39 protein-coding genes are annotated in these 25,361 nt (G+C 44.6%); all 39 read left to right on the forward strand.

From position 1 onward, the window contains the following. Positions 1 to 7 precede the first annotated feature (7 nt). Complete coding sequence (locus tag AC6CHU_RS04300) at positions 8 to 352, forward strand: hypothetical protein (protein WP_498120183.1); 345 nt, start codon at positions 8 to 10, stop codon at positions 350 to 352. Next, positions 339 to 575, forward strand: coding sequence for a hypothetical protein (locus AC6CHU_RS04305; protein WP_498120185.1), 237 nt, complete (start codon positions 339 to 341; stop codon positions 573 to 575). The genes AC6CHU_RS04300 and AC6CHU_RS04305 overlap by 14 nt, the downstream gene beginning before the upstream one ends. Beyond that, entirely contained in the window at positions 575 to 784 is a 210-nt protein-coding gene (locus AC6CHU_RS04310; RefSeq protein ID WP_498120187.1) for a hypothetical protein, read from the forward strand. The genes AC6CHU_RS04305 and AC6CHU_RS04310 overlap by 1 nt, the downstream gene beginning before the upstream one ends. After that, entirely contained in the window at positions 781 to 1,317 is a 537-nt protein-coding gene (locus AC6CHU_RS04315; protein ID WP_498120189.1) for a hypothetical protein, read from the forward strand. Before AC6CHU_RS04310 ends, AC6CHU_RS04315 begins: the two co-directional genes overlap by 4 nt. Then, the gene (locus tag AC6CHU_RS04320) at positions 1,289 to 1,552 is read left to right on the forward strand and encodes a phage holin (protein WP_498120191.1); all 264 of its coding nucleotides are present in this window, start codon (positions 1,289 to 1,291) and stop codon (positions 1,550 to 1,552) included. The genes AC6CHU_RS04315 and AC6CHU_RS04320 overlap by 29 nt, the downstream gene beginning before the upstream one ends. Positions 1,553 to 1,697: 145 nt before the next feature. Continuing rightward, positions 1,698 to 4,244 (forward strand): vitamin B12-dependent ribonucleotide reductase, encoded by a 2,547-nt coding sequence (locus AC6CHU_RS04325; protein ID WP_498120193.1) that lies wholly within the window; start codon positions 1,698 to 1,700, stop codon positions 4,242 to 4,244. Then, positions 4,241 to 4,534 carry a hypothetical protein gene (locus AC6CHU_RS04330; protein WP_498120195.1) on the forward strand — a complete coding sequence of 98 codons (294 nt, stop codon included), beginning with the start codon at positions 4,241 to 4,243 and terminating at the stop codon, positions 4,532 to 4,534. Before AC6CHU_RS04325 ends, AC6CHU_RS04330 begins: the two co-directional genes overlap by 4 nt. Before the next feature lie 289 nt (positions 4,535 to 4,823). Next, the gene (locus AC6CHU_RS04335) at positions 4,824 to 5,105 is read left to right on the forward strand and encodes a hypothetical protein (protein WP_498120197.1); all 282 of its coding nucleotides are present in this window, start codon (positions 4,824 to 4,826) and stop codon (positions 5,103 to 5,105) included. Then, positions 5,096 to 5,548, forward strand: a complete 453-nt coding sequence (locus AC6CHU_RS04340; protein ID WP_498120199.1) for a hypothetical protein — start codon at positions 5,096 to 5,098, stop codon at positions 5,546 to 5,548. Before AC6CHU_RS04335 ends, AC6CHU_RS04340 begins: the two co-directional genes overlap by 10 nt. After that, entirely contained in the window at positions 5,539 to 5,922 is a 384-nt protein-coding gene (locus tag AC6CHU_RS04345) for a hypothetical protein (RefSeq protein ID WP_498120201.1), read from the forward strand. The genes AC6CHU_RS04340 and AC6CHU_RS04345 overlap by 10 nt, the downstream gene beginning before the upstream one ends. A 136-nt stretch (positions 5,923 to 6,058) precedes the next feature. Next, a complete protein-coding gene (locus tag AC6CHU_RS04350; protein ID WP_498120203.1) occupies positions 6,059 to 6,793 on the forward strand; it encodes a PD-(D/E)XK nuclease family protein in 735 nt (244 codons plus the stop codon). Next, positions 6,793 to 7,017 (forward strand): hypothetical protein, encoded by a 225-nt coding sequence (locus tag AC6CHU_RS04355; RefSeq protein ID WP_498120205.1) that lies wholly within the window; start codon positions 6,793 to 6,795, stop codon positions 7,015 to 7,017. The genes AC6CHU_RS04350 and AC6CHU_RS04355 overlap by 1 nt, the downstream gene beginning before the upstream one ends. Further along, positions 7,004 to 7,576: a 5' nucleotidase, NT5C type gene (locus AC6CHU_RS04360; protein ID WP_498120207.1), complete on the forward strand. Its 573-nt coding sequence runs from the start codon at positions 7,004 to 7,006 to the stop codon at positions 7,574 to 7,576. Before AC6CHU_RS04355 ends, AC6CHU_RS04360 begins: the two co-directional genes overlap by 14 nt. Beyond that, a complete protein-coding gene (locus tag AC6CHU_RS04365) occupies positions 7,573 to 8,022 on the forward strand; it encodes a deoxycytidylate deaminase (protein ID WP_498120209.1) in 450 nt (149 codons plus the stop codon). The genes AC6CHU_RS04360 and AC6CHU_RS04365 overlap by 4 nt, the downstream gene beginning before the upstream one ends. Before the next feature lie 235 nt (positions 8,023 to 8,257). Continuing rightward, the gene (locus AC6CHU_RS04370) at positions 8,258 to 8,848 is read left to right on the forward strand and encodes a hypothetical protein (protein ID WP_498120211.1); all 591 of its coding nucleotides are present in this window, start codon (positions 8,258 to 8,260) and stop codon (positions 8,846 to 8,848) included. Between the two features lie 54 nt (positions 8,849 to 8,902). After that, positions 8,903 to 9,802, forward strand: coding sequence for a S8 family peptidase (locus AC6CHU_RS04375; protein ID WP_498120213.1), 900 nt, complete (start codon positions 8,903 to 8,905; stop codon positions 9,800 to 9,802). Between the two features lie 122 nt (positions 9,803 to 9,924). Next, on the forward strand, positions 9,925 to 10,071 hold the full coding sequence (locus AC6CHU_RS04380; RefSeq protein ID WP_498120215.1) for a hypothetical protein: 147 nt from the start codon (positions 9,925 to 9,927) through the stop codon (positions 10,069 to 10,071). Next, a complete protein-coding gene (locus AC6CHU_RS04385; RefSeq protein ID WP_498120217.1) occupies positions 10,028 to 10,516 on the forward strand; it encodes a hypothetical protein in 489 nt (162 codons plus the stop codon). Before AC6CHU_RS04380 ends, AC6CHU_RS04385 begins: the two co-directional genes overlap by 44 nt. Next, complete coding sequence (locus AC6CHU_RS04390) at positions 10,513 to 11,073, forward strand: RusA family crossover junction endodeoxyribonuclease (protein WP_498120219.1); 561 nt, start codon at positions 10,513 to 10,515, stop codon at positions 11,071 to 11,073. Before AC6CHU_RS04385 ends, AC6CHU_RS04390 begins: the two co-directional genes overlap by 4 nt. 11 nt (positions 11,074 to 11,084) lie before the next feature. Then, a complete protein-coding gene (locus AC6CHU_RS04395) occupies positions 11,085 to 11,873 on the forward strand; it encodes a sigma-70 family RNA polymerase sigma factor (protein ID WP_498120221.1) in 789 nt (262 codons plus the stop codon). Further along, positions 11,852 to 12,073 carry a hypothetical protein gene (locus tag AC6CHU_RS04400; protein WP_498120223.1) on the forward strand — a complete coding sequence of 74 codons (222 nt, stop codon included), beginning with the start codon at positions 11,852 to 11,854 and terminating at the stop codon, positions 12,071 to 12,073. Before AC6CHU_RS04395 ends, AC6CHU_RS04400 begins: the two co-directional genes overlap by 22 nt. An 85-nt stretch (positions 12,074 to 12,158) precedes the next feature. After that, positions 12,159 to 13,067: a Dna2/Cas4 domain-containing protein gene (locus AC6CHU_RS04405; RefSeq protein ID WP_498120225.1), complete on the forward strand. Its 909-nt coding sequence runs from the start codon at positions 12,159 to 12,161 to the stop codon at positions 13,065 to 13,067. A gap of 21 nt (positions 13,068 to 13,088) precedes the next feature. Beyond that, on the forward strand, positions 13,089 to 13,403 hold the full coding sequence (locus tag AC6CHU_RS04410; RefSeq protein WP_498120227.1) for an extracellular matrix/biofilm biosynthesis regulator RemA family protein: 315 nt from the start codon (positions 13,089 to 13,091) through the stop codon (positions 13,401 to 13,403). 30 nt (positions 13,404 to 13,433) lie between these two features. Continuing rightward, positions 13,434 to 16,961: a DNA polymerase III subunit alpha gene (dnaE, locus tag AC6CHU_RS04415; protein WP_498120229.1), complete on the forward strand. Its 3,528-nt coding sequence runs from the start codon at positions 13,434 to 13,436 to the stop codon at positions 16,959 to 16,961. 14 nt (positions 16,962 to 16,975) lie between these two features. Continuing rightward, positions 16,976 to 17,227: a hypothetical protein gene (locus tag AC6CHU_RS04420; RefSeq protein ID WP_498120231.1), complete on the forward strand. Its 252-nt coding sequence runs from the start codon at positions 16,976 to 16,978 to the stop codon at positions 17,225 to 17,227. Further along, complete coding sequence (locus AC6CHU_RS04425; protein WP_498120233.1) at positions 17,196 to 17,567, forward strand: thermonuclease family protein; 372 nt, start codon at positions 17,196 to 17,198, stop codon at positions 17,565 to 17,567. The genes AC6CHU_RS04420 and AC6CHU_RS04425 overlap by 32 nt, the downstream gene beginning before the upstream one ends. Positions 17,568 to 17,582: 15 nt before the next feature. Then, on the forward strand, positions 17,583 to 17,915 hold the full coding sequence (locus tag AC6CHU_RS04430; RefSeq protein WP_498120235.1) for a hypothetical protein: 333 nt from the start codon (positions 17,583 to 17,585) through the stop codon (positions 17,913 to 17,915). After that, positions 17,915 to 18,340, forward strand: coding sequence for a hypothetical protein (locus tag AC6CHU_RS04435; RefSeq protein ID WP_498120237.1), 426 nt, complete (start codon positions 17,915 to 17,917; stop codon positions 18,338 to 18,340). Before AC6CHU_RS04430 ends, AC6CHU_RS04435 begins: the two co-directional genes overlap by 1 nt. A gap of 75 nt (positions 18,341 to 18,415) precedes the next feature. Continuing rightward, on the forward strand, positions 18,416 to 18,934 hold the full coding sequence (gene dut / locus AC6CHU_RS04440; protein ID WP_498120239.1) for a dUTP diphosphatase: 519 nt from the start codon (positions 18,416 to 18,418) through the stop codon (positions 18,932 to 18,934). A 105-nt stretch (positions 18,935 to 19,039) separates the two neighbouring features. Further along, positions 19,040 to 20,089 (forward strand): N-acetylmuramoyl-L-alanine amidase, encoded by a 1,050-nt coding sequence (locus AC6CHU_RS04445; RefSeq protein ID WP_498120241.1) that lies wholly within the window; start codon positions 19,040 to 19,042, stop codon positions 20,087 to 20,089. Between the two features lie 123 nt (positions 20,090 to 20,212). Next, positions 20,213 to 21,463 carry a hypothetical protein gene (locus AC6CHU_RS04450; RefSeq protein WP_498120242.1) on the forward strand — a complete coding sequence of 417 codons (1,251 nt, stop codon included), beginning with the start codon at positions 20,213 to 20,215 and terminating at the stop codon, positions 21,461 to 21,463. 13 nt (positions 21,464 to 21,476) lie between these two features. Further along, a complete protein-coding gene (locus AC6CHU_RS04455; RefSeq protein WP_498120244.1) occupies positions 21,477 to 21,710 on the forward strand; it encodes a hypothetical protein in 234 nt (77 codons plus the stop codon). Beyond that, positions 21,674 to 21,919 (forward strand): hypothetical protein, encoded by a 246-nt coding sequence (locus tag AC6CHU_RS04460; RefSeq protein WP_498120246.1) that lies wholly within the window; start codon positions 21,674 to 21,676, stop codon positions 21,917 to 21,919. Before AC6CHU_RS04455 ends, AC6CHU_RS04460 begins: the two co-directional genes overlap by 37 nt. Continuing rightward, complete coding sequence (locus tag AC6CHU_RS04465) at positions 21,916 to 22,365, forward strand: hypothetical protein (RefSeq protein ID WP_498120248.1); 450 nt, start codon at positions 21,916 to 21,918, stop codon at positions 22,363 to 22,365. The genes AC6CHU_RS04460 and AC6CHU_RS04465 overlap by 4 nt, the downstream gene beginning before the upstream one ends. Then, positions 22,334 to 22,921 carry a guanylate kinase gene (locus tag AC6CHU_RS04470; protein ID WP_498120250.1) on the forward strand — a complete coding sequence of 196 codons (588 nt, stop codon included), beginning with the start codon at positions 22,334 to 22,336 and terminating at the stop codon, positions 22,919 to 22,921. Before AC6CHU_RS04465 ends, AC6CHU_RS04470 begins: the two co-directional genes overlap by 32 nt. After that, positions 22,922 to 23,095, forward strand: a complete 174-nt coding sequence (locus AC6CHU_RS04475; RefSeq protein ID WP_498120252.1) for a hypothetical protein — start codon at positions 22,922 to 22,924, stop codon at positions 23,093 to 23,095. Beyond that, the gene (locus AC6CHU_RS04480) at positions 23,082 to 23,318 is read left to right on the forward strand and encodes a hypothetical protein (RefSeq protein ID WP_498120254.1); all 237 of its coding nucleotides are present in this window, start codon (positions 23,082 to 23,084) and stop codon (positions 23,316 to 23,318) included. The genes AC6CHU_RS04475 and AC6CHU_RS04480 overlap by 14 nt, the downstream gene beginning before the upstream one ends. A gap of 447 nt (positions 23,319 to 23,765) precedes the next feature. Further along, positions 23,766 to 24,320: a helix-turn-helix domain-containing protein gene (locus AC6CHU_RS04485; protein ID WP_498120257.1), complete on the forward strand. Its 555-nt coding sequence runs from the start codon at positions 23,766 to 23,768 to the stop codon at positions 24,318 to 24,320. Between the two features lie 563 nt (positions 24,321 to 24,883). Beyond that, positions 24,884 to 25,264, forward strand: coding sequence for a replication termination protein (locus AC6CHU_RS04490; RefSeq protein ID WP_498120655.1), 381 nt, complete (start codon positions 24,884 to 24,886; stop codon positions 25,262 to 25,264). Positions 25,265 to 25,361 lie beyond the last annotated feature (97 nt).

Consider the following 25,361-nt stretch of genomic DNA (forward strand, 5'->3'; position numbering starts at 1 on the left):
TAAAGAGATGAGAGATCGAGACAGAATGCTCAAGGGGTATGAGCAGCGTGAGCAGCTGCGCTATGAGTATGACCGTGACCGCATGAAAGAAGTCACGATCAAAGCCAACAAAAACGATATCTACGGCAAGGAAGACATGCTAAACCTTCCTCGCCACCGGGTCAATTGCCCGGATTTCGTCGAGTGCAAGATTGACTACAAGTGCATGAACTACAACTCGACGTATGTAAAATGCACGAACTGCACACTCGCACAAACAGGGGATTACTGCAAGAAGGGGCACATCCATAACGAGAAGACATTTGCCATGATGATCTCCCGTGAAAGGATTGAACTGGATGCCGAAGAATAAGGGATTCGCCGGCATGAATTTTCAGCAGATCATGATGCAGCAGGCACAGCAGTCTGTTGACAAGCCCGTCTACTGCCGCTTCTGCGGGAAGAATGTGAAAGAGCCAACCAATAAATCACCAGGAGGAGCTAACGGTGGATGGATGCGTTACCTGGACTGGGAAATAGAAAATAGTTGCCATGTTTCATGTGCAAACGAACAGCGTACAGGGGGAAGAAGATAATGAAAGAATTTAAAATTGAGCTACCAAATGACAGTAAGCTGACTGATCAAGAATTGGCAGCAGAAGCGGCAAAAGTATTCCATGCACTAGGTCGTTTCTTTGAAGAGAAAGCCAAGCTGAAAGAGACAAAGATCAACAAGACGAGTATCAGCTCGGATTCGCTTAATGTTAAAGTCATTGTAAAAAAACAGGGGGAAGTAACGAAATGACAACAACGATTGAACCAAAAGCCTTAGCTTATTTTGAAAGAGAATTAAATGCTATTCAAGACGACACGATCAAGGCGTTCTTTTATAATGCCCTGGCGATTGCTCCTCAGAGCTATCATGATGATGAAGGGTTGCAAGAACATGTGAAGACGGCTTTTCATATCCTTCGTGGACTGCTCGATGAGCGTGACGTGAAAGGGGCTGTTCGTGATGCACTATTAGGCACGGTCCTTCTGTGTGACATCATGTACAACGAACTGCAGGAAGACATGCGTTCCCTGCATACTGTGGCTGTCCGTACGCACCTGATTAAGCACGGAGTGGATAAAGACATCCAGAGAAACATCTTTGAAAACATCATGCGTGCTGTGGAATCACATGAAGGCGACAAAGGGGCTTCTCCTCTTCTGGATGCCAAACCAGGCACAGCTGAGTTTGAAATCCTGCAGGCCTTTAGTGTCGCTCGTCTTGGATATGTAAAACTAGACTGGGAGGCTATTTACCATGAAGGAAACAACGAAGAAAAGAATTAAGACAACTGTATTTTGGAGCGGGATCGTTTCATCTCTAATTATCTTTGCGCAATCTGTTGCGACACTGTTTGGCTATGAAATCCCTGCTGAAACCGTGGCACAGATTATGGCAGCTGTAAACAGCTTGCTTGCGTTGCTATCATTCAGCGGAGTCCTTGTAGATTCTAAAGAAGTGGATTCATTCCAGGCAATGAGCAATAAGGCAAAGATTTTTACATTCAAGAAAGTCAGCTAAAAACTATCCCTCTACATGTAGTAGGGGGATAGTTTTTTATGTCAACATCTTGATTTAAATTTTTTCCATGGCTATAATAGGTTTTGCACGTATTGAAATGCATTACAAAAAATACTTAATAATATAAAACAAGGGAGACAGACAAATGAATTTTCCAGAGAGTTACATCAGCAAATTGAATGCTGACATCCGAAAGTATACAGCCAAGTACCCGGACCGTTTTATCTTTCCAATCACAGAGGACATGCACCAGACATTCGAAGGGGTTTCCCAGACGGTTATGCTGGACCGCTACTGCAACAATGACCTGCTTCATGAAACATTAGATGCTGGCGATTTTGTTATCCTGACGGTGAAAGAAGATCCAAAGTGGCCAACAAGAGGGCACGGCTGGGTTAAATCCATTGACAGGAGCGAACGTACAGCCACAATCCATGTGGATGAGCAATTTGCAGGTGCTTTGGAAGGACAGGAAGCTGACTCCCTGATTGTAACCAGAAGCCTTGAAGTCGTACAGAAGCCGCTAGAGATTTTTCAGGAACAAATAGCAAAGCGTAATGCTTGGGGTCTTGCATCTGTAGAAAAAACAGACGAGAAGAAAAAAGAATGGTTCGATAAGTTCTATGAAGAACTAAAGGAACTGAACTTCGTACCGGCTGGCCGAGTGATGTACGGAGCAGGAAGCGGACACGATGTGACATACTTTAACTGCTATGTCATGCCATACGTCCAAGACAGCCGTGAAGGCATCTCTGACCACCGTAAGAAAGTCATGGAGATCATGAGCCGTGGAGGCGGAGTAGGAACAAATGGTTCAACTCTTCGCCCAAGAAATGAGGTAGCCCGTGGGGTGAATGGAAAATCCTCTGGAGCTGTCAGCTGGCTGAATGATATTGCGAACCTGACAAACCTGGTTGAACAGGGGGGATCAAGACGTGGGGCTCAGATGATTATGCTTCAAGATTCCCATCCGGACATTGTGGAGTTCATCATCTCGAAGATGCAGAACCCAACGATCTTGAAGTTTATCATTGATAACACAAAAGATGAACATATCAAATCCATTGCCAAGGGGAAACTTAAGTTTACTCCTATGAATGCGGATGAAAAAGATATGTTACAAACATTAGTGGAATATGCAGGAGTGAATAATCCTGTGTCGAAAAAAGCCCTCGAGAAGCTAGAAGAAGGCGGCACATGGTCCGTACACAACCCAGAATTCCTAACGGGCGCTAACATCTCAGTCTGCTTGACAGAAGAGTTCATGGAAGCTGTTGAGAAGGATGAAGATTACAATCTTATCTTCCCGGATGTAGCCAACTACACAGAAGAAGAGATGAAGGAATACAACGAGAACTGGCACCAGGTAGGCGACGTTCGTGAATGGGCTGAAATGGGATATGCCATCCGCACGTACCGCACAATCAAAGCTAAAGAGCTATGGCAGCTGGTCAACATCTGTGCAACCTATTCTGCAGAGCCTGGCATCTTCTTTATCGACAACGCTAACGACATGACCAATGCGAAAGCGTATGGCCAAAAGGTGGTCGCAACCAACCCATGTGGCGAGCAGCCCCTTGCACCAAACAGTGTCTGTAACTTAGCCGCTGTCAATCTGGCTGAAATGGCAAGCTTTGAAACGGCTGCCGTCGATTTTGAGAAGTTAAAGAAAACAGTTGAAGTGGGCGTCAGGATGCAAGATAACGTCATCGATGCGACTCCTTACTTCATGGAAGACAATACAAAGCAGGCACTGGGTGAACGCCGTGTAGGATTAGGCGTCATGGGTCTTCATGACTTGCTAATCAAGTGCCAGGCTGAATATGGAAGTGAAAAAGGAAATGAAATCGTTGAAGAAGTATTTAAAACAATTGTGGAGACGGCCTACCGTACTAGCATAGAGCTGGCGAAGGAGAAGGGAAGCTTCCCATTCCTGACATCAGATGTTTATGATGAAGAAATGAAGCTACGTGAAGCCTTCATCAACACGGGATTCATGAAGAAGATGCCAGAAGACATCCGTGAAGGAGTCTTGAATTACGGCATCCGCAACTCTCACTTGCTGACTGTTGCTCCAACTGGATCTACAGGAACGATGGTAGGCGGAAGCACCGGTTTAGAACCTTACTTTAGCTTCTCTTACTTCCGCAGTGGACGTCTTGGAAAGTTTATTGAAGTAAAGGCACCAATCGTACAAGAGTATCTGGAGTACATGGGCCTTCCAATGGAAACACCAGTAAGCGAGCTCCCTTCTTTCTTCAAAGGAGCGATGGAGCTTGCACCTGAACAGCATGCGGACGTACAGTGCATCATTCAGAAGTATGTTGATAGCTCCTTGTCTAAAACAGTGAATGCTCCAAAAGGCTATGCCGTTAGCCAGGTACAAAAAGTGTACGAGCGTCTATGGAGAGGCGGCGCTAAAGGCGGAACGGTCTATGTAGATGGAAGCCGTGATTCTCAGGTTCTGACTCTGACAGCTGACGAAAACAGCATGGACGAAGCGGAGATCAAGAAAGGCTCTGAGCTGACTGCTCAATATGCGGACCTTGAATTTGATGCAGCAGATGTGACTTATGGAAGTGAAGTCGGAAATACTTGCCCAGTGTGTAAAGTAGGAACAGTCATGGATATTGGTGGATGCAAATCCTGCAACAATCCTTCCTGCGGCGCACAGTTAAAGTGTGGCCTATGATCTTTCGTGCACCAGCCGGTCATCACCTTCTCAGTAAGGAAGAGATCGGATTAATCATTGAAAACATCCAGAAGGGCGGTTATTCAGATGCGATTCAGTATCTGGAACACTGCCTGGATGAAATCAATTTTTATGATGACATCAGAAGAAAGACAGAGTTGAAGAAGTTGATGAAGGAAGACGGAGATCTTCAGGCTGTAGCAGTCTTGGAGGCAGAGATGAAAGAAACCGTCCGGCATCGTGTCGAGACAAGCAAGCTTCTTAAATCAGTCTTTCTAAATAAATTGTAATGCATTTCAAAAAGGTGGGGACATCCCCATCTTTTTGTTGTATAATGGAGATATTCTGAGCATTTCAAAGAAAAACAAAGGATGATGAATGTATGGAACTGGTGAGCAGATATACCAAGAAGGAATATATGTATTTCAAAAGAGCCAATACCACGAACAGATATAGAGAATATACATACACAACAAATGGGATCGCAGCAAGTCGGCCTCAAGAGCTGGTAGGTAAATATTTGAGAGTACGGGCGATGTGGAGAAACCCCGCCATCTACTGTGCATAGGAGGATGTATGATGGAATTAATTGCTGCCTACAACAAAGCTCATAGCATTGACCGGATTCATTATTTCACAATGGAATCCATCATCAATGAAGTGATGACGAAATTCAGAGGGAAGCCAATGGGGCCCAATTCCATGATGGTAATGAAATCTCTTCTTGAAGAGCATATAATAAACCGTGGTTTGCATCGCTATTTCCAGCTGGAGATTTCAAATAAAAATGGGAAACTGCACGTACAAGTGAATGATATCAATACCTTCCATAAACCAAAGGAGTGTGTCGTATGGAACTAGTACAAGAGATGGTTGAAATTCAAGTGGCCAAAGAAATCACAAAGGCCAATGAATACAATAGGACGGTGAGAGGATTCAACTCCTTTGATGGCAACAACATCATCGTCACTTTCGATGGAAAAGTCTTAGGACAAGTTCAATCCATTGCATGTGAGGCGTCTTACGAGCCAATTGAAATTGGAAGCAGTGAAACAGTAGAAAGAGAACTCTTTATAGGGCATTCATATGAAGCTTCTATGACTGTAGAAAACACAGAAGTTAATCATGAACTATTAAGAGAGTTGATGAGTCATACGTTAACTGGTATCTATGAGGAGACCACGACGATACTGAGCCGTGCAGAAAGACGACAAAATGAAAGACAAAAAAGAGCAGAAGAATGCGATGACCCTTATCGCAAGGGAATACGCAACATGTTAGGCGGTCGCCAAAGATGGAACTGATTGCTCTCTATTTAGAAAAACAAACGAAGAAAGAGCCCATGTTTGCTGAATTTCTCCGTGACAACAGCAGGCTGCTGCCATATCAGAAGGAGCTGATCAGACACGTTCAACAAGGAACAATCGATCCAAGAGGCATACGCTGGGCAAGAGGGTCTGGAAAGGGGGCATTGCAGTTAGCCCACTTTGAGCATGCTGCTGAACGTGCAGGCAGTTCAGGTGTTATGATTTCGGACGAATTGGCCAGCCACTTGAATGATCCAGTTTCCCAAGCAGTCAGAGAAATATCACAGCGTGCTGTCCAAAGGATGGATGAAAGACTCAGAGCGTCTATTAGGGAATCGATCAGAGGTAGTCTATCAAGCGCAGGGAGGTAGAACACCATGGAGATGTGTCTCCAGTATATGATGATAACAGCCAGCAGGCGTAATGCCGAGAGGGTTAAGACACAAGTAAAGAAAAAGACTGCCGCACAGGAATTGCGGAGAGAAATGTTTGAAAGGAGAAGACAAAATGGAAATATCCGTAGGTGATTTATATGATTTCAAATCGTGCTCCCTTCGCTATAAATATACGAAGGTGGATAAAGTAGTCAAAGAGATTACCACGAATGACGGGATCCGGGAGAGTATGCAGTCTGTCTTGAACTATTATTACTTTCATCTGCAGATGGGGGAGCAGCTGCCGCTGTCGGCACTGAAAGAAAAGTTCTCAAGCATCTGGCATGGCCATCTGGATATCTATGATATCTATCTTGGAAACCGGAATGACAAAAGAAGAAAAGAGCTGGAAGCGATCGGCATGCTGAATACCTTCTATCGGCAGCAGCAATACGTACCGGATCATGTGCTGGCAGCCAACCAGGACTTCCGTGTGCCATTCGGTGATAACTTCTATGTGAGGGGCAACCTGCCTGTTTTGAGGGACACTTCACGAGGAGTGGAGCTTGCTGTGTTCAAGATGGGCAAGCACAAATACGATGAGTTCTGGCAGAAGACCGACATGGGGTTGACCCTGATGGCCATGGCTTATCAGTCCATGTACAAACAGGAGATTGACTCGATAGCGGTTCATACCCTGCGTGATGGCCAGACGATTTATGTCACCAGAAAGCGGTCCGATTATCCAAGACTATTAAAGACGGTCCGAATGGTGAAAGAGTCCATTGATAAAGGATGGTTTTACCCAAGGGAAACGGTAGGATGTCAGAAGTGTCCGGCTAAAGATTTATGCAAGGAGTGGAGATAATGGAGAGCACAAACAAGACAGAAATAATAGACTATCTGAATAATCTTAAGGGGCAGTATTCATCATACGATGGAGACAATAGTCTCATGATTGACGGAAGGATTTATGTAAGCCATGTAGATAGCTTATTGGCCGCTGCTGATGCATTGGAATTAGAGATACTGAAATTAAAGGCGGAGCTGTACGATACGAACAAAGGGAGAAATAAACATGAAAAAGCTTAGTATTGCTGTAGACTTAGACAGTACATTAAACAACCTTGATGAACATTGGATCCTAAGGGATTACAATCAGATGTACAACGATAACCTGACTGCTGAAGACATGGTAAGATGGGAAACCCATACATATGTGAAGCCTGAGTGTGGAGAAAAAGTGTATGAAATCCTGGCACAGCCTGGGTACTTTCGAAGCCTTGGACTGAAAGATCCTTGGGCGAAAGAAAGCTTCCAATGGCTATGTGAACATTTTGATGTATATATCGTCAGCTCGTGTCATCCTGACTCTGTTGCAGATAAAGTGGACTGGATGAAAGAACACTTTCCGGACTTCGACAGCAAGCGATTCATTGCCTGCCATCACAAAGGTCTCATCAACACAGACCTATTGATTGATGACGGTCCGCATAACGTCATAGAGTTTAAGCAGGAGAGTCTATTGATGGACGCTGCTTATAACCGGCACCTCAATGGGTGGGAGCATAACTTCAAGAGAGTATCCAACTGGAAGGAAATAAGGGAGCATCTTCAAATGGTGCTGTCCATGATGGAGGAGTCCGCATGAGAAAGCCATGGGATGAATACTTCATGGATCAGGCAGAGTTAGTAAAAGAAAGAGCCACCTGTGATCGTCTGTCAGTCGGATGCGTGATCGTACGTGATAACCGTGTCGTAGCCACAGGCTATAATGGCAGCATCAGCGGGCATTTGCATTGCGATGAAGCGGGCCATCTGGAAGTCCAGGAAAATGGGAAAGTGGGATGCAAGCGCACTGTGCATGCCGAACACAATGCCATTCTTCAATGTGCCAGGTATGGAGTGCCAACCGACGGAGCAATTGCCTATGTAACTCACTATCCTTGCCCTGACTGTATGAAATATCTCAATCAAGCGGGGATTAAGAAAGTGTACTATAAGCATTATTACTCGCACCGTTATGATAATAACTTCAACAATGGCATGGAGGTAATTCAGTATGTGGAGCAAAAAAGAGAGAGAATTGAAGTGTAAGAAGTTCCTGAAGATGATCATGGGGAAGAGGCTGTACTGCAAATATGTTGCGAAGAAGCATGACATGGAATTCGCAGGATCCTACAGGATCGGCCAGAAACCCTGGATGACCAAGATCCACGTCCGCAGCTGCAAGACTTGCGGAACTTATAAAAAGATAGCGGTGTAGTGATGGAATTAGTGCGAGAGTATTTGATTGTGAGCTTTCTATTCAGACAGGAAAGGGAGGAACAGCGTGGTCATTGAAAAACCTTCATTCACGAAAAGGCCTGATAACAGAGTGGAAGTATTGCCAAATGAACTGGCAGGCAAATATATCAATATCCATAGCATGCGCAAAAGAAATAGTAATACTCCTCCTAGCTATCCTGTGTATAGCATTGGTAATGCTCAGCCCAGATCCTTTCATGCTGGCCGTCCTATTCCGAGAGACGCTAATGTTCCAGAAGGATTTGAACGAAGTGATAGCGGAATGATTGTGCCTGAGCACCCAAGGCCATCCGGCAGCGTAAGATATGAAGGGCAACATCCCGATGATACAAAAGAAGAGCATCTGGTCAGAATGAAAAGAGACAACTGGAACTTTGCGATGGCTTGCTTTTCGCTGGTGTTGCTTTCAGTGAATATCGTGTTTGGAGTTCTTAGCGCTTTTGACTATTCCATAGGGTTCCCTGTCGGCTTCATCCCGCTTCCTTTGGTGATATGGGCTTTCATTAAAAAGAGCAAGTACGAATCGAAGTTGAGAAACATGAAAAGAGAGCGGGAGACAGAAGAAATAATGAAGCAGTCTATAAATAGAATCGGCACGACCACTGTCAGACGATAATGTAATGTGTTACAATAAATCAAGGATACAGGGGAGTTCGAGGAGGATTCCCTTATGGAATTTAGATTGGCAGATTTTGAAGTAAAGGAAGTCATGCCTGCTGCTGCTTTTCAAGACGACCTGGTTGACTGGGGACTGAAAGCCGTTGGCGCAGAGATAGCATGGCAGAAGACAAAAGGTCAAGGCATCAAGGTGGCTGTGCTTGATACCGGCATTGATCCGGATCACCAGGACCTGCATCTGAATGTCAAAGAAGCGGTGGACTTCACAGGCTCCCGCTACGGGGCAGAAGATATGCAGGGGCATGGTACGCATTGTGCCGGAATCATTGCAGGCATCGACAATCAGATTGGCATGATCGGAGTAGCCCCAGAAGTGGAGATCTACGCCGCTAAAGTGCTGGGTGACAATGGCTCTGGCGGATTCGATTCTATTATGAAAGGCATTCAATGGGCGATGGATAAACAGGTGGATATCATTTCAATGTCTCTCGGAACAGCCAGCCGTCCTCCGCAAGTGGTCCACGATCTGATTAAGAAAGCACGGGCACAGGGAATCATTATGGTTGCTGCTACAGGAAATGAAAATTCACCTGTGTGCTGGCCAGCCGCTTACGATGAAGTCATTGCGGTATCTGCCTTAGACCAAGAGCTACAGCGTGCCAGCTTTTCAAACTATGGCATTCAGAATGAAATCTCTGCACCGGGTGTTGATATCGTGTCTACTTATAAAAACAACACGTATGCCCGCTTGTCCGGAACATCCATGGCCACGCCACTGGTAGCAGGCGCTCTGGCGCTGATCATCGCACGTCACAAGGAGCTTGTAAATGGACTGAAACCTGATGCAGCGGAAGCTCATCGCATCTTGCTGACGATGGTGAAAGACTTAGGCAAAGAAGGTAAAGACGAGCTCTATGGAGCTGGCATGATTAATTTGGTACTTCTACCATAAATTATGTCGAAAATTAGAACTTTTTGGAGATAGAGTTAAAAAAACTCTATCTTTTTTCTTTTCCTGTGCTATAATGACTTTAGAAATGAAATGCATTACATTTGCAAGCATTTTCAAGCGAGGTGAAGGAAATGGAAGGAAGACTAGTGGATCTAGTGGAAGATATCGGACTAGGCATCCGTGAAGAGCAACTAGCGCCTAAACCAGCTGATAAGGGGGAGCAAAATGGAAACGATAACGGAACAGATCGCCAGAAGGATCGGAAGTAAAACACGCCGTGATTATAATTACATGAGAGAAAGCCAGCTCGCTGAAATGGAGCAGAATGACAAGATCATCATCAAGGTTCAAAAGACAGACAGAGGCATTGAAACACTGGATTTAATCTTAGAACCCAACAAGTTTGATGAGCTTTCAAGCAAGGTGCGGTTAACGTTTGATGAGTATTGTGATGTTATTAACACACTGATTGAAGAAGAAGAGAAGGAATGGGATGAGCTGCGGATGAAGGACCAGGTGAATATCACACGGGATGCCATCATTCATACAACCATCATGAAATACGCCAAGGAAGAATACGATATCAACCCGGATGATTTCTCCGGCAGCGACATCAACTACTTGAAGCGATATGATAATGAAGGGCGTTTCATTGGAGAAGCTACCATTGTCACATTAACTCGAATTCCCTTGATCGGAGGATCCCGTTCATGAGAGAGCCGCTCTTAATTCCCATGATGATGTTCGGCAAGTTCAGACGGGAGCGGGCAAAGCGTGATGCTGAAGGCAACACCATCATCAAAAAGCGGGATAAAAACGGCAAGCCAGTCTATGAGAAAGAAAAATACTGGCTGGTACATAGCGAGAAGAACGGGGACTCTGGTGTCTATCCAAGTGTGAATCACATTTACACACGAATGGCCAAAGGCCGCCAGAAGCTGACAGCGCCTGCTGAAAAGCTGAAAGAAAAATGGGAGTCCTTTGCCTATCAATGGGCTGCTGATCACAACTGGGAGATGACCAAGGGTGAGAAAGTCGTCATCGAACTGACCGCCTACTTCCCGAACGACAAGCTCCGAAGAGATACCAACAACGTATTCAAGCTCATGATGGATGCTTTTACCGGCATCATCTATGATGACGATGAATATGCTTTGCCACGAGTGATGGATTTTCACAGAGTGGGTGAAGGGGAGAAACCCTACTTTGAATTAAATATTTATAAAAAATCTGAAGAAGACGAGATCCTCATGAAACGTCTTGCAGCTTAAGGAGAACCACCATGAATAAAACGACACCGGATGAACTTGTGCTTTTGTATCAGCGCACGGGGGACTCGGAAGGACTGATTGAGCAGTTCCATAACTTTCTGAATAAATACTTCACTATGCTGTCGAGTGATGCGATTAACTTCCAGGACTATGATACACGCTATTTTGTCACTTGCTTTATGCAGAGGAAAGACCTGATAGTGAACCTCCGAAAAGGAAAGTATCACACCCAGGAAGCTTTAAAGACAGCCGGCAAAGTATTGGATTATCTGAAGTTCAAGCTGCGTAATCACAATGGGTATGAACTGTATGCAGAGCTGGTCATTCCATTTCTGCAGTGCGCATCGGCTTATAAGCAAAAGGGAAGAACTTTTGAGAAGTATATATACAAAGTCTATAAATATTATCTAAAGAGACATCTCGATGCGACACTGAAGCTGGATGCCATTGATCAGTACGGTGTCGTATATTATGGACAATTTGCAGACGAGATTGACCTCGGAGAGCAGATACCCGAAGAACAAAGCTATGAATTGAAATTGGATCTGGAGGAAGGCATGGAGCTGACAGACCCAAGATGGATTACCGGCAAGGACTGCAGCGACACCTTCACCAGCCTGAAACCTCACGAACGCTACATACTAGCCAAATACTATTACGAAGATAACACCGATAAAGAAATTGCACGGATGCTTCCGTACAATCCAAAGAGCATTCACCGTATACGCATGAGATTAAAAAAACACTTTATGGAATTATATAATCAGGGGGACTTAAAATGGATCAGACTTATATCGTAGCATTTGCTTGTGAGGACACTTCTGGAGAATTTCACTTTGTTCATCTACCGGAACCAATGGAATACAATAGCATTCAATTCGCACCAAGCTTCATCAAAGCAGATAACACCATCATTTATTTAAACTGGTATCAGTCCATTACGGTTTGCACAGAAGAAACTTTAAACCTATTCAAAGAAAATCTTCAAATTGCTATCTAATTCTTCTGTATTCGCTTGTTTTCGACATAGAGCAGATGATATAATAGTCTCATGAAGTGCATTACATTATAGGGATTGAGTGATTATGGGACTAATTGAAAATCTGGCGGATCATCATGCCAGGGAAGCATACAAAAAACAGACACGTCCCATGCGAGATAAGCTGCATCCTTCCACCATCGGCATGTGCCAGCGAAAGATCGTTTTCGATATGCTCATGGTGCCAAAAGAGATGCCGGAAAGCCGACTGATGCGCATTTTTGAGAATGGCCATAGCTTGCATCACCGTTATGAAAAGCTGTTCAAGGATATGGGCATTCTGGTGAAAGATGAAATGAAGCTCGAAGCAGACAACATCAGCGGCCATACCGACGCATGGATTCGAGTGTTCAGCCTGGAGAACCCGGGCGGTCAGGATTACTTGGTGGAATTAAAGAGCGCCTTCTCGAAAAGCTTTGAGTGGATGCAAAAGAATAATACCCCAAAGAAAGAACATCGTGACCAGTTAACCTTCTACTTGCACCTCGTGCAAAAACAAGGCATTCCCATCACCAAGGGAATCATATTTGTAGAAAACAAAGACACACAGGAAGTATGGGAATTTGAACTGGATTACGATCCTCAGTTAGGTAAGCAGCTGGAGCAGAAAGCCGAATGGTGCATTTCGTTGGCGAAAGAACGAATGCTGCCTCCAATACCTCCCAAACACACACCCAGTTATTATAAATGCAATCAGTGTGATTATAACTTTTACTGTCACAGTGGAAGCAAAAAGAATAACGGTCAAGAACGATACCCCATCCCATTCAAGTTTGGCAGCAAAGCATTTGCAGATGCCTTTCGTATTATCGTTGCGATCAGCAACAACCAGCCAATTCCGGACGTGATCAAAGGCAGCACCAATGGAGAGCTTGCTCAGGAAGTCGAGCAATACAACCACATGGAGCCGGATCCCGCACCTCAAGAATTGGTTCACAGGTACACACATAACTGATTAAAGGATGGGAACTAACACATGAGCATTCAATTCGTTGACATCGGCTTTTCCAATTACGTAGAGGCCAATAAGATTCTGACAGTAAATCGTCCTGACGGAGCACCAATCAAGCGTGTCATCTCTCAGGCAAAAGACAGAGGGACCTTTCTTGATCTGACACAAGGCAAGAAAACCCGCAGCATTATCACGCAAATGGGTGCAGACGGCATTTTCATCACAGCATCTGCTGTTCAGACGGCCACCATTATCGACCGTATCAAACGTTCACAAAACGCACAGGATGTCATTCAAAAGATTTCCGGTGACGTAGTGGAAACCACAGTTCAAGAATAAACGTTCACATCTACCGAGGGGGAAACATCAATGTGCAGAGGATGCCAATTACATGTTCATAGCGAAGAAAGTGCCCTGGATGGGCTGACAAAAGTCAAAGATCTCGTTATGAAAGCGAAATCGTTAGGATACACCGCCCTCGGCATCACCGACCATGGTGTATGCGGAGGTATCCCGGATTTTATCACGGAGTGCAAGAAAGCAGGCATTAAGCCCATTCCTGGGTGTGAAGTCTATACCACTCAAAACCGGCTGACCAAAGGCGATGACTTGGAGAAGCAGCGTAAAGATCTCTGCGTCAAGTATCGCATCACCGACAACAAAGGAAAGCCCCGCTTGAAAGTGCTCCGTGAATTTCTTCGGAAAGTGGAAAAGAACTACAGCTGCTTTGAAGAAGAAGCCCATGTCATCTTAAAAGATTACCTGATGTCGAGTCCCGAACCGGAAGAGGAGGCGCTCGACTTATTTACGGCCTTTGAAGTGACGTTCAGTTCAGGCTACACACCAAGCTCCACCGAAGAGAAGATTGCTGAGTTCAAGAAAGATATCTTTTACTACCTGGACCAGGGCAACTTCCACATGGTGCTTCTAGCCATGAACAACCAAGGACTGGAGGATTTATATGAAATTGTTTCAGATAGTCATATTAATGGTTTTTATTCTGATCCTCGTACCGACCTTTCTTATATTAGAAAGAACGGACTTGGCCGTTTCATCATTGCTACTAGTGCTTGCCTTGGAAGTTACTTTAGTCAGCTGTGTCTGGCTGGAAGAATTGATGAAGCTAAAATTCATATCCAAGAATGCAAAGACACCTTCGCCCATTTCTACTTGGAAAAACAAGCAACCGAAATCCCAGAGCAACTCTATGTAAATCGCATCATTGATCAGCTGGCCATCGAAACCAATACACCGAAGATCCTCACCACTGATGTGCATTACGCTAATAAAGAAGACAACCACATCCACGACATCCTGGTGACATCCTCTATCGGAAAGTGCATCTCAGATGAAAACCGCATGCAATATGCCCATGAGTTCTGGATGAAGACCGATGAAGAAATGCTCGCTAAATGCAACGACCCGGAAGCCTGGGAGAACACATTAAAGATTGCCGAAATGGTAAATGTATCTCTTCCAAGTGAGCCATTGTTTCCAAAGTTCCCGGTCACAGGGGATGAAACACCGGAAGAATACCTTCGGAAGAAGGCATGGGCTGGATTGTTTGAAATTGCATTAACCGATGACATTGACATCAATACATACTCGAAACGACTGCAGTATGAACTCGATGTTATCTGTTCAGAAGGATTCTCTGACTACTTCCTGATCACGGAAGATAAAATCAACGCAACCGTTGAGGCGGGCTTTCTTGTTGGACCTGGACGTGGTTCTGGTGCCGGTTCATTGGTCTGTTATGCATTGAAGATTACCTGGCTTGATCCAATTAAAAATGACTTACTATTCGAACGTTTCTTAAATCCAGAACGTGCCGGCTACCCTGACCTTGATGTCGATTACAGCAACGCAGGTGCCCTATGGGTGCAGCATTACCTAAAACGCAAGTACGGAGCGGATAAAGTCGCCCAGATTGGCACAAAAGGAACACTTGCTGCAAGAGCCGTCTGCCGAAGAGTCGGAAAGACACTCGGGTTCGATAATGCTACGCAGGATGCTTTTGCAAAAGCGATTCCATCAAGACCTGGCATCAAGCTAACAGAAGCCTTTGCCGAAGAGCCTATGGTCCAGCAGTATGCACAAGCTTACCCGCAGTGGTGGGAAGCAATGCTTGCACTGGAAGGTCATCTCTCACAGGTGGGCACACACGCAGGCGGAATCGTCCTATCACCAGAGCCGCTCACAAAAGTGACACCGCTCCGCTTGGACAGCACGGATCTTGAAACGACTCAGTTCGATATGGAATGGATTGAAAAATTCCTGGTGAAGTTTGACGTCCTGAAGATCGATGCATTGGATCTAATCAAGAAGACACTTGAGTATGCCGGCTTATGGGGCAAGATTAACATCTACCGTGACATTGACATCAATGATCCTGTCATCTATGAGCGAGTCTATAACAGCTTGAACCTGTCAGGCATTTTCCAGTGTGAATCAGACCTGTTCAAAAAGATTATTGAAGGCATGAAACCGAACAGTTTTGCAGACATCGGCGTTATTGTTGCCCTTGGAAGGCCTGGACCTCTTGATCTGATTCCTTCATATGTAGCCCGTAAATGGGGCAAAGAAAAAGTCACCTATCCTTTTCTGGAATTATCACCAGTCCTGGAAGAGACTTATGGTGTCTGGGTTTATCAAGAACAAATTATGAAAGCGTCACAGATACTTGGCGGCCTGACACTTGGCCAAGCCGACATGATCCGAAAGGGAGTTGCTAAGAAGAAAGCAGATTTAATGGGAAGATGGATCGAGCTCATGATTTATGGGTCAGAAGGGTACAAACAACGTCAAGAGGAGCTGATCCGACAGTACCCTTCTAAAGAGACTATACCCGTTGACGATAAAGGTAAACCTACAATCTGGGTAGATTATACGGAAGCAAAGCCAAATAAGGATGGCATCAAATGGGCAGGCATCCCTGAAATTGAGGGTGCTTTAGCCAGAGGCTTTGATTTAAATACCCTTCTGAATATTCAAAAGCAATGGATCAAATTCGGGGAGTACTGCTTCAACAAAGCCCACAGTGCAGCCTATGCCTTCTTGAGCTGTATTACAGCCTGGTTGAAAGCCTACTATCCTGTCGAGTTCATGTCCGCACTCCTTACGATGTCGGAAGGAAAGAAAGACAAGAACGGAAATCCAAAGAACGTTCACTATATGAAAGAATGCGAAGAGATGGGCATGACCATCTTGAATCCAGATGTCAATAAATCATTGGCAGGATGGACACCAATTGCTTATCCGGAGCCGGTTCAAGGAGAAGATGGTTTGCTGATTGGAGAAATCCGCTACGGACTATCCAGTATTGCCAAAGTCAGCGGTGAATCCGTCAATGAGATCATCAACAACCGTCCGTATGCATCTGTCGAAGAGCTGGTCGCTAAGACCAATGGCACGAAGGTCAATAAGACGAAAGTGGAAGCACTGATCAAGTCCGGAAGCTTTGACAGCATAAGCACCAACCGTAACCTGCTACTCCGCAACTACTTTAAGTCCAGGAATGAGGAGTATGAGCATATTCCTGAAACCACGACTAAGGGTACGCTGCTTGCATATGAGCAGGAAGTGTTTGGTACACCGATCAGCGTCCGGTCCAGATGGGCAAAGATAGAAGAGGGAGCCTCCACTCAAGTCACCGGCTATATCCGAGCGGTGGAAAACTGGAAGGCCCGAACAGGTAAAGTACATTATACGCTTACGATTGAAACCACTGAAGAACCGATACAGATCACCGTGTGGGGTTATTTGATGGAGCGTTACGAGAAAGAACTGAAGCTCGGCAATAAAGTGACGGTTAAAGGGGAAAAGAGCCGTGACAAACTGACCGCCAAGACGGTCCATATCATTCAAGATATCTATGAAGTAGACTTACCAGCATAAGGGAGAGAGAAAACGTGGAGCTTACCAACTCATATATCAAGCAGCAATCTGTCACAAAAGAGGAGTACCTTTCCTATCGGGAACAAAAAGCGAAAGAGTTCATGAAAATCGTTCAAGAAGGACTTGGGAAAAACATGACCCATAAAGAAATGGTCCGCATTGAGTTTGGGTTCAAGAAAGGCATGGACACCATCACTAAAGGCGGCCAATACATCGCAGAAGAGGTAATTAAGAGTGAGCATATTCGACAGCCTGTATCACTATAAGTTCAGAGTGGACCGCTGCCTGGACGGAGACACCATCGAGGGGAAACTCGACAAAGGCAGAAAGAACTTTGATGAAGATATTCAAATTCGTCTCATTGGAATAGATGCACCTGAAACCAGAACGAAGGACCTGGAAGAAAAGGCAAGAGGCTATGAAGCCAAAGCATTCCTCGAGGATCTGATCCTGGGCGAATGGGTGCTGGTGAAAACCTATATAGACAAAAATGATGATAACTTTGGGCGCATGCTGGGGGACATCTGGATTGAACGGGATGATATTATCATCCATGTGAATAAGTTCATGGTGGAAGCAGGGCATGCAGTCGTAAGAGAAAAATAGTTCGGGGGAACTGAGATGGAGCTAACAAACGAGTATTTAGATAAGATGACCATGATGGCCAGCTTTTGGATTGCAGACAGAGACAACAAGATTCAGAACTTCGCCAATGAAGGAATTACGATTGAAAAATCCAAGATCTATCTGAATAAATTCATGATCAATATCTACATCAAGAAAGAGCATTATGGTGAATTGGATTTGTTTGCAAACGGGTGGGAGAAGAAGTATCCGAAGGCGGTCATCACAAAGGCAAGCGGCAGGGTAGAAGCATACGAGCTGACGTTCAAGAAAGCGGTCGAAAAAGAAAACAGCTATATTCTTGAATTTGTAGGGGATCCCATTGACTGATGGAACTTGCACAAAAATATATAGACTTGCTGCAGCCGCCAGCAATCATGTCGAAGAGGGAACTTGCTGAAAAACAAGGATGGTCCAAGGGTGTCGCTTTCAATGGATCAAGGGCCATTGAATTCCTCTATCGAGATGGGGAGATAAGTACGAGCTATCCCGCAGACCCCATCTACAGACAGGAACGTCAAGTAGGATTCATTGAACACGCACCTTCTTATGCATTAGAGATGGAAATACTCTTGGACGACAATGAAGTGTTTATGATGTTCAATAAGCCGACATTACCTCTTGATATAAGATTTGAAGCATTCATGTTAGAAGGTGCCGTCAGTGAAAGCTTCCACCCTTTTCAATCGGCACAGGAAGAGAACATCATATCCAAAGTTAGGTTTAATCCAATAAGAAGTCTTAAATACATTTAAATAGAATGATAAAGTTCAATAATCATATGTTATAATAAACGTAATGCATTACATAATGCAGAAAGGAAGAGAAAAATGGAGCTAACACAAGCATATCTTGACTATTACTCCTTAGTGAATCAGGCCTTACAGCAGCATGGAAAGTTGTTTGTGAAGCTTGAGAATACTGACGATGAAATCTTTACACCAACAAAGAAGTACCCAAGTGATGCCGGATGGGACTGCCGTGCCCGAATTTCTGAGACAGTCATCATTGAACCTGGTTCAAGAAGGAAGATTCCTCTGGGATTTGGCATTAATATTCCTCTGCATCATACAGGAGACTTGCGTCCACGAAGCGGTTTAACAAGTGACTATGGCGTGATGGTAGGCTATGGAACAATCGATACCGGCTATACAGGGGAGTTAGCCGCCACGGTGTTTAATCTTGGACATGAGCCCTTCAGGATTGATCCCAAGGATCGTATTGCACAGCTGGTTGTTCTGCCTACCGTCAAAGGCGAGTCAGATGATTTTGTTGATTTAGAGATCGTGGACGAGTTGGTGGAGCTGGAACGTGGGAGCAATGGTCACGGAAGTTCAGGGGTTAAGTAAGGAGCAGTACGGTATGAGCACTATTTTGATGGACGTAGGAGGAATTGCAATCCTCATGATCGTGTCCATGATCTTACTAAGACAACCACCAAAGGAGTGAATCAAATGGGATTCAAAATGAAGTATGACATCAAGAAGCAGTATCTGACTTCTGGAAGTAAGCGCCGATCTGGCATCAAGATGCCTGAAGTGGGCTTCAATGTTGCCCATGACACGGGAAACCCTGGCAGCACAGCTGCAGGAAATGTAGGTTACTATGAGCGTTCACGCAATGATATGAGTGCATCTGCTCACATTTTTGTTGATGACAAAGAAATTATCGAATGCATTCCATTCTTAACTGGAACACCGGAAAAGGCTTGGCATGTTATCTACAACGTAACGACTGACAACAGAATGTATGGCGACGATGCCAATGATATCGCAGGAGGCGTAGAGCTTTGCTGGGGCAAAGGCATCAACTCAGAAGAAGCTTACAAGCGTTATATCTGGGTACTGGCGTATGCTTGCTACAAATTCAAGCTTGATCCGGCTAAAGCCGTTGTTGGCCATGAGATTCTTGATCCAGGCAGAAAGATTGATCCTGGCAATGGCTTAAAGTACATGGGCAAAACGTATGCTCAAATGCTGAAAGATATTGTTGCGGAATATAACGACTGCCTGGGCAAAACTGTATCTGCAGCTGCACCGGCAGTATATGGATCTACGCACACTATCCAATCCGGCGACACCTTCTGGGGCATCGCTCAACGAAGCAATGGCGCATTCACAGTTCAAGATTTAATCTCTTGGAATCCTACTGTGAACCCTGCAGCATTGAAAGTCGGCATGAAGATTAACATCAAGAAGCCTGCTGCTAAATCAGAATCAGCTAAAGCACCAGCCAAAGCTCCGGCTAAGAAAGTTTCACTTCCAAATGTCGTTCTTCGTTCAGGCGACTCCGGAAAGAATGTCCTGGCTTACCAGGAAGCTCTCTGCAAAGTGTACTTCTATCCTGAAAAGGGTGCGAAGAATCACGGCTGCGATGGTCATTATGGACCGAAAACAAAGAATGCTGTCATGCGTTTCCAATTAATGTACCTGGGCGCTGATGAAGCAGACGGCATCATTGGCAAGAAAACAAAGGCAGCACTAGAGAAACTGCTAAACAAATAAGCAGTAGAGGTGAAAGAGATGGCGATGACAACTCAAGACATTCGGATACCGCTTCCCCGTAAGCCACGGGGAGGCAAAAAAGGAAAATAACCCACCCACCTATAACAACAAAGAGGTGGAAAGATGGCTTACGTCAACTGGAAGAAGAATGAAAAGGCCCTGCAAGAGATTATTGATCTACGCAATCAGGGGCAAACCTTTGCTTATATTTCCGAAGTCATGGACAAGAAATACAATCTTCAGGTATCCGACAACTCGGTTCGCCACATTTTTAACTTGCATTATCGGGATGCACAGAAAGAAGAGAAGCCATCCCTGCAGAAGACAGTCGCCCAAGCGATGGATGAGGATCTCATGAACTACAAGACCTCTACTGAAATTTGTGGTGACGGCACACATAAAAGTGATAAGCTGCTTCGCATGTCCGAAGAAGAGAAAAAGGATCCCAACTTCCTACTGCGTGCTCATGGCTATGATCCGGAAGAGTGGGAACTGAAGAACAGCAAGAGTAACATCTGGAACGTGTATTCCAAACAGGATGGTGTTTCCACCCTATACTCCAGCAAGATCACGGCAGCACCTAAAACCAATGGGTTCTCGATGGACAAGCTCCTGGAAGAAATCCGGAAGGTAGCGGCTGTCTATATCAAACGAGAACACAAAGAGCTATCCAAAAAGTGGCTCCTTGAAATACCTTTCTTCGATTCTCACTTCGGCATATCGGATGCTGAGTATTACAAGCGAACGCAGGATGACACGATGGACCGCATCCAATCCAGGGACTGGGAAGAGATCTTATTTATCATCGGACAGGATATGTTCCATAACGATAACTTCAGAGGGCAGACAGCCAACGGGACACAAATTGAAACCGTGGATACACCAAAAGCCTGGAGAGATGCCAAGAACTTCTACTATCCATTGATTGAAGAAGCCTTGGAGAAATCGAACAACGTGAAGATTGTATTCTCCAAAGGAAATCATGATGAGTCGATGGCGTGGGGATTTGTGCAGCTGCTGATGGAACGCTACCCGCAAGTGGAGTTTGATGACAGCTTTGAAGAAAGAAAGATTCACACCTTCGGCAAGGTCTTCATCGGCATCACACACGGAGACAAAGCCCGCAGGAATCTTCACAACCTGTTTCAGGTCGAGTTCCCCAAAGAGTGGGCAAATGCTCTTACGAGGGAGATCCACATCGGACACCTTCATGTGGAAGATGCAAAAGACTGGTTCGGCATGATGGTGCGCACACTGGCCACGAGAAACAAAACAGACAAGTGGCACAAAGACAATGGCTTTGTAGGAGCTCACAAGCGATTCATGCTGTTTGAATACAACGAAGAAGAACTGAAGAGCATTCACTACGTGTAAAGAGGGATAAGAGATGAAATTTGAGATGAAATTGGACTTAGCATGGATTCTCCGCAAGGTGCGCTTAGCGTTCCTTGTGGGAGTGTTCTATGCCTTCTATGAATTTTTAGCACCGATATTCGCCTTCATGTGGATTTCGTATTTCATATTGAATGATTTAAGCGACATTGAAGTGGCACAGGAACAAGACAAAGAGGAGAGAGTAAACGCATGGAAAAATATCTCAACCAAACGCAAGGGCTTCTAGGACTCATTCAAGCAACCATTTCGAAAGAGGAATTGGAGCGAAGTGCAGAAGCAGGCACGGAAATGTATGAAGCCATCAAGGAAATCACGGCTAAATACAACCTGAATGTGCAGGAAATGATGAACGCCACGTTAGGGATTCATCAAACCATTTTAGAAATTGCCATGGAGCAGCTGGACAAAAAGAAAGAGGAGATGGGGATCGAATGAACCGTTCGGAAATGTTAGCCAGTTATTTAGAAGTATTAGAGGATATCAACGATTCAACACGCCTGGCACTTGAAACACTCAACAAGAATGCTGAAACGACACGCATGATTATTGATGAGCTAATCAATGGCAGCGTTGATTATCCAGAGTATGCGAAGCCTGACCTGTCTATATTGAAAACGCTAAAGGAAACAGACGAGACAACCTACATAAACGATGGAGATGACCTGGAGGACGTGACGGACAAGATTGTGAAGCAGATTATGGAGACCGGGCAGGATCAGGAAGGCATATACGGCCTGAGTGTTGTGTTGGATCCAACCAAGCATGACCCAGAAGAAGTCATGGAGCTGGTTAAAAAGAAACTGGATCAGGCCCATGAAAAGGAAGAAGAGAAAAAGGAGGAGTTTCCAGATGACTTTGACTTCGACAACCCTCTTGCATAAAAAAGTGTTTTGCATCGTAGGTCCTTCAGGCGCAGGCAAGAGTGTACTGACAAAAGCCATTCCTATTCCAAAGGTCGTGTCTTATCGGACACGTCCCATCCGTGAAGAGGAAATCGACGGGGAAGATGGCCACTTCATCAGCGTGAAAACATTCCACCAAATGAAAGAGAAAGGCCTATGGATTGCTGAAACAGAATACACGCCAGGGGTTTTCTATGGCATCACTCAGGGTGAGATCCTGGAGCTTGAAGAGAAGCCGATGTTATATGTCATTGACTGGCCAGGTGTCGAAAGACTGAAAGAAGCCTTCGACAAGATCCCAGGCTATCACTCCAGTGAAATTGTCACCATCTTTGTTCATACACCAAGAGAAGACCTGGAAGCTCGCATGATCCGAAGGGGCACCAGCAAGGAAGTCATCCGTGCCCGCCTGGACCGTGCAGATCGTGACTATGCCGCAAGCAGCCGCTGTGATTATGTTGTCAAAAATGAGAACGGATTATTTGATGCAGCTGCAGCTGAAATCATGCAGATCATCTTAAAGGAGAGTTTCTAAATGTATCAGATCCAGGTAGACCCTGACACCATGGAATTCTCCATCATAAAGGATGGTCATGTGCTCCCGGTGAGCGGATGCAAAAACATTGAATGGGCTTTGGAGACCGCAGTAGCGGTCATAAATAGAACGGAATCTGAAATCAAAAGGAGAGAGAAAAATGGAATTGCTTAGGAAGTTAATCGTACAAGCACAGAATGCCATCCTGCTAAATGTGCTGATCTTCATCTTAATCGCAGGAATTGAAATCTTCACCTTTGGAGCATTCACGACAGCAGCCAAGATGTTTGTTGGCGGGGCCGTCTTCCTGGTGATCGTCCTCATCATCAGTGAAGCCATGGAACGAGAAATCGACCAGCACGAGCAGACCCTCGCAGATTCAGAAGAAGAGAAATGAAAAAAACCTCTCACGTAAAAGTGGGAGGTTTTTTGTCCAGAAAATATTATATTAGGTTGTAAGTCGATAATAACAGATTCCTTGTCTCATAGCAATCTCAAAATAGCAATTTAACAAAATTCTTCACACTCTGACAAATTTATGCTACTATAAGGGCAAGTCCAGAAAATGCTCAAGGGTGACTGCCTTGCCGACAGGGGAGGTCTATACCTTTTTGAGGGTTTTTTGGTCGTACATAAAAATGTGCGGCTTTTTTGTTCATTGAGAATTAAATAAACATAGACAAGAAAAAAGACAAGGCGGCAACCTTGTCAATGGGAACCCGGCCTAATAGAGATACCTAAAGAGATATGTTAAGCCAGGGAGATTAAGATGTAAATAGAAATAACATCTCTATTATATACCGGGTCCCTTCTCTTGTCAAAAGGAAGGGGAATATTAGTTGTAATGAAGCAAAAACCAAAATTCAATATTGACGATCCGAGGTTCGTATTTGAAGTGCAGCTACCTAATGGAAGCAAAAGAAAAATAGATAGAGAAGAGCTATATACGCTTTCATTAAATCCTACAAATAGTGTGCCAGGGTTAAAAGGAGAATATACAGGCATAGGAAATTATGTAGGAACATTTTGGACACACTTTATGGGTCCTACTGCATTTGCCATCTATTTTCAATTAGAGAAAATGGCGTTTGGAGATAAGGACCATTCCTTTCCATCAGTAAAGTATCTCGCCATGTTGACTGGGTGTTCTGAACGGACCATCCAAAGGAACATAAAGAAACTAGTGGAATTGAATTTTGTTGTGGTAGTAGAAGTGAAAGATGCGATTACAAATGACCAAATGAATAATTTGTACCTGCTTTCAACGACAACTCCATTCTTATCCAAAGAACAATATGAGCAGCTACCAGACAGACTTAAGGCAGAGCATGATAAATACATGGATAAGATTAAATTCAAAGTAATGACTACTGGTCAGGAGTTCCCTGAATACAAGTAAATGAGAAAGCAGTCACGTTAAGTGGCTGTTTTTTTATTTGATAGATTTATCCTCAAAAATCTGTAGATATGTGGATAAGTACGGGTGTCATTTTGACATCCATTCAATGGGGTGCCATTTTGACACCGGGTTAAATAGGGGGTGTCATTTTGTCAGGGGCTAGATGTAGGGGTGTCATTTTGACGGAGGGCTATATAGCGGGTGTCATTTTGACACCCCTAGATATAGGGGGCGTCATTTTGTCAGAGGTGTCATTTTGTCAGGCGATACCAGTGTCATTTTGACGGGGGTGGGGGATGTCATTTTGACGGACAAAGCACTATAATCTTTTAAGCACTTCAATCTTTTAATAAGTTTTAATTATATTATGCTATCTCCAAACCCCAATAGAATAGTAACTTTATAGTTAATTTCACATTGTGCTAATAACAAAAACCCCTTAAACCGCTAAAAGCAGGCAGTAAAATTAACACTTGTTCGCTATGTATGGAGTGGGGGAGAGGGGTAAAGAGTATTTGTTATTAGCACAGTATGTTATACTCACACCAAGGGAGGTGGCGACGATAGTCGAGAAAAAATCGAGAAATAGTACAGGCTTTTTGATCAAGCAGCGTGCGTTCTTAAAACTCTATATCATCACCAGCATCGAGAAGAAAGGAAAATGGTATGGGCTGCAGCTCCACCAGGACTTAAGAGATGAATTTAAACCTCATGGGTTCCGGCCGGAGCATTCGGAAGTGTACCGGGCACTGCATGAGCTTGAGGATGAAGAGCAGATCATTAAGAAGAGTAAGGAAAAGGTAGAGGGTGCCAAAAGAAAAGAAGTGGTCGTTTACACGATTGTGGATCACGAAGCAGCAAAAGCCTATAAGAAGCTCGTGAAGGCAGACCTGGATCGGTGTCAGGATCTAATTCGGAAAGCCTTAAAGGATAACTACTCATGAGCGAGAACCTCATGTGCACCTACTGTGGCAAATGGTTTCATTATAAGGAAATGACGCCGATGTGGGAAAAGGGCCATAAGCAGGTGTGCACGTATTG

This window comes from Cytobacillus sp. GQ23 (assembly GCF_059758675.1).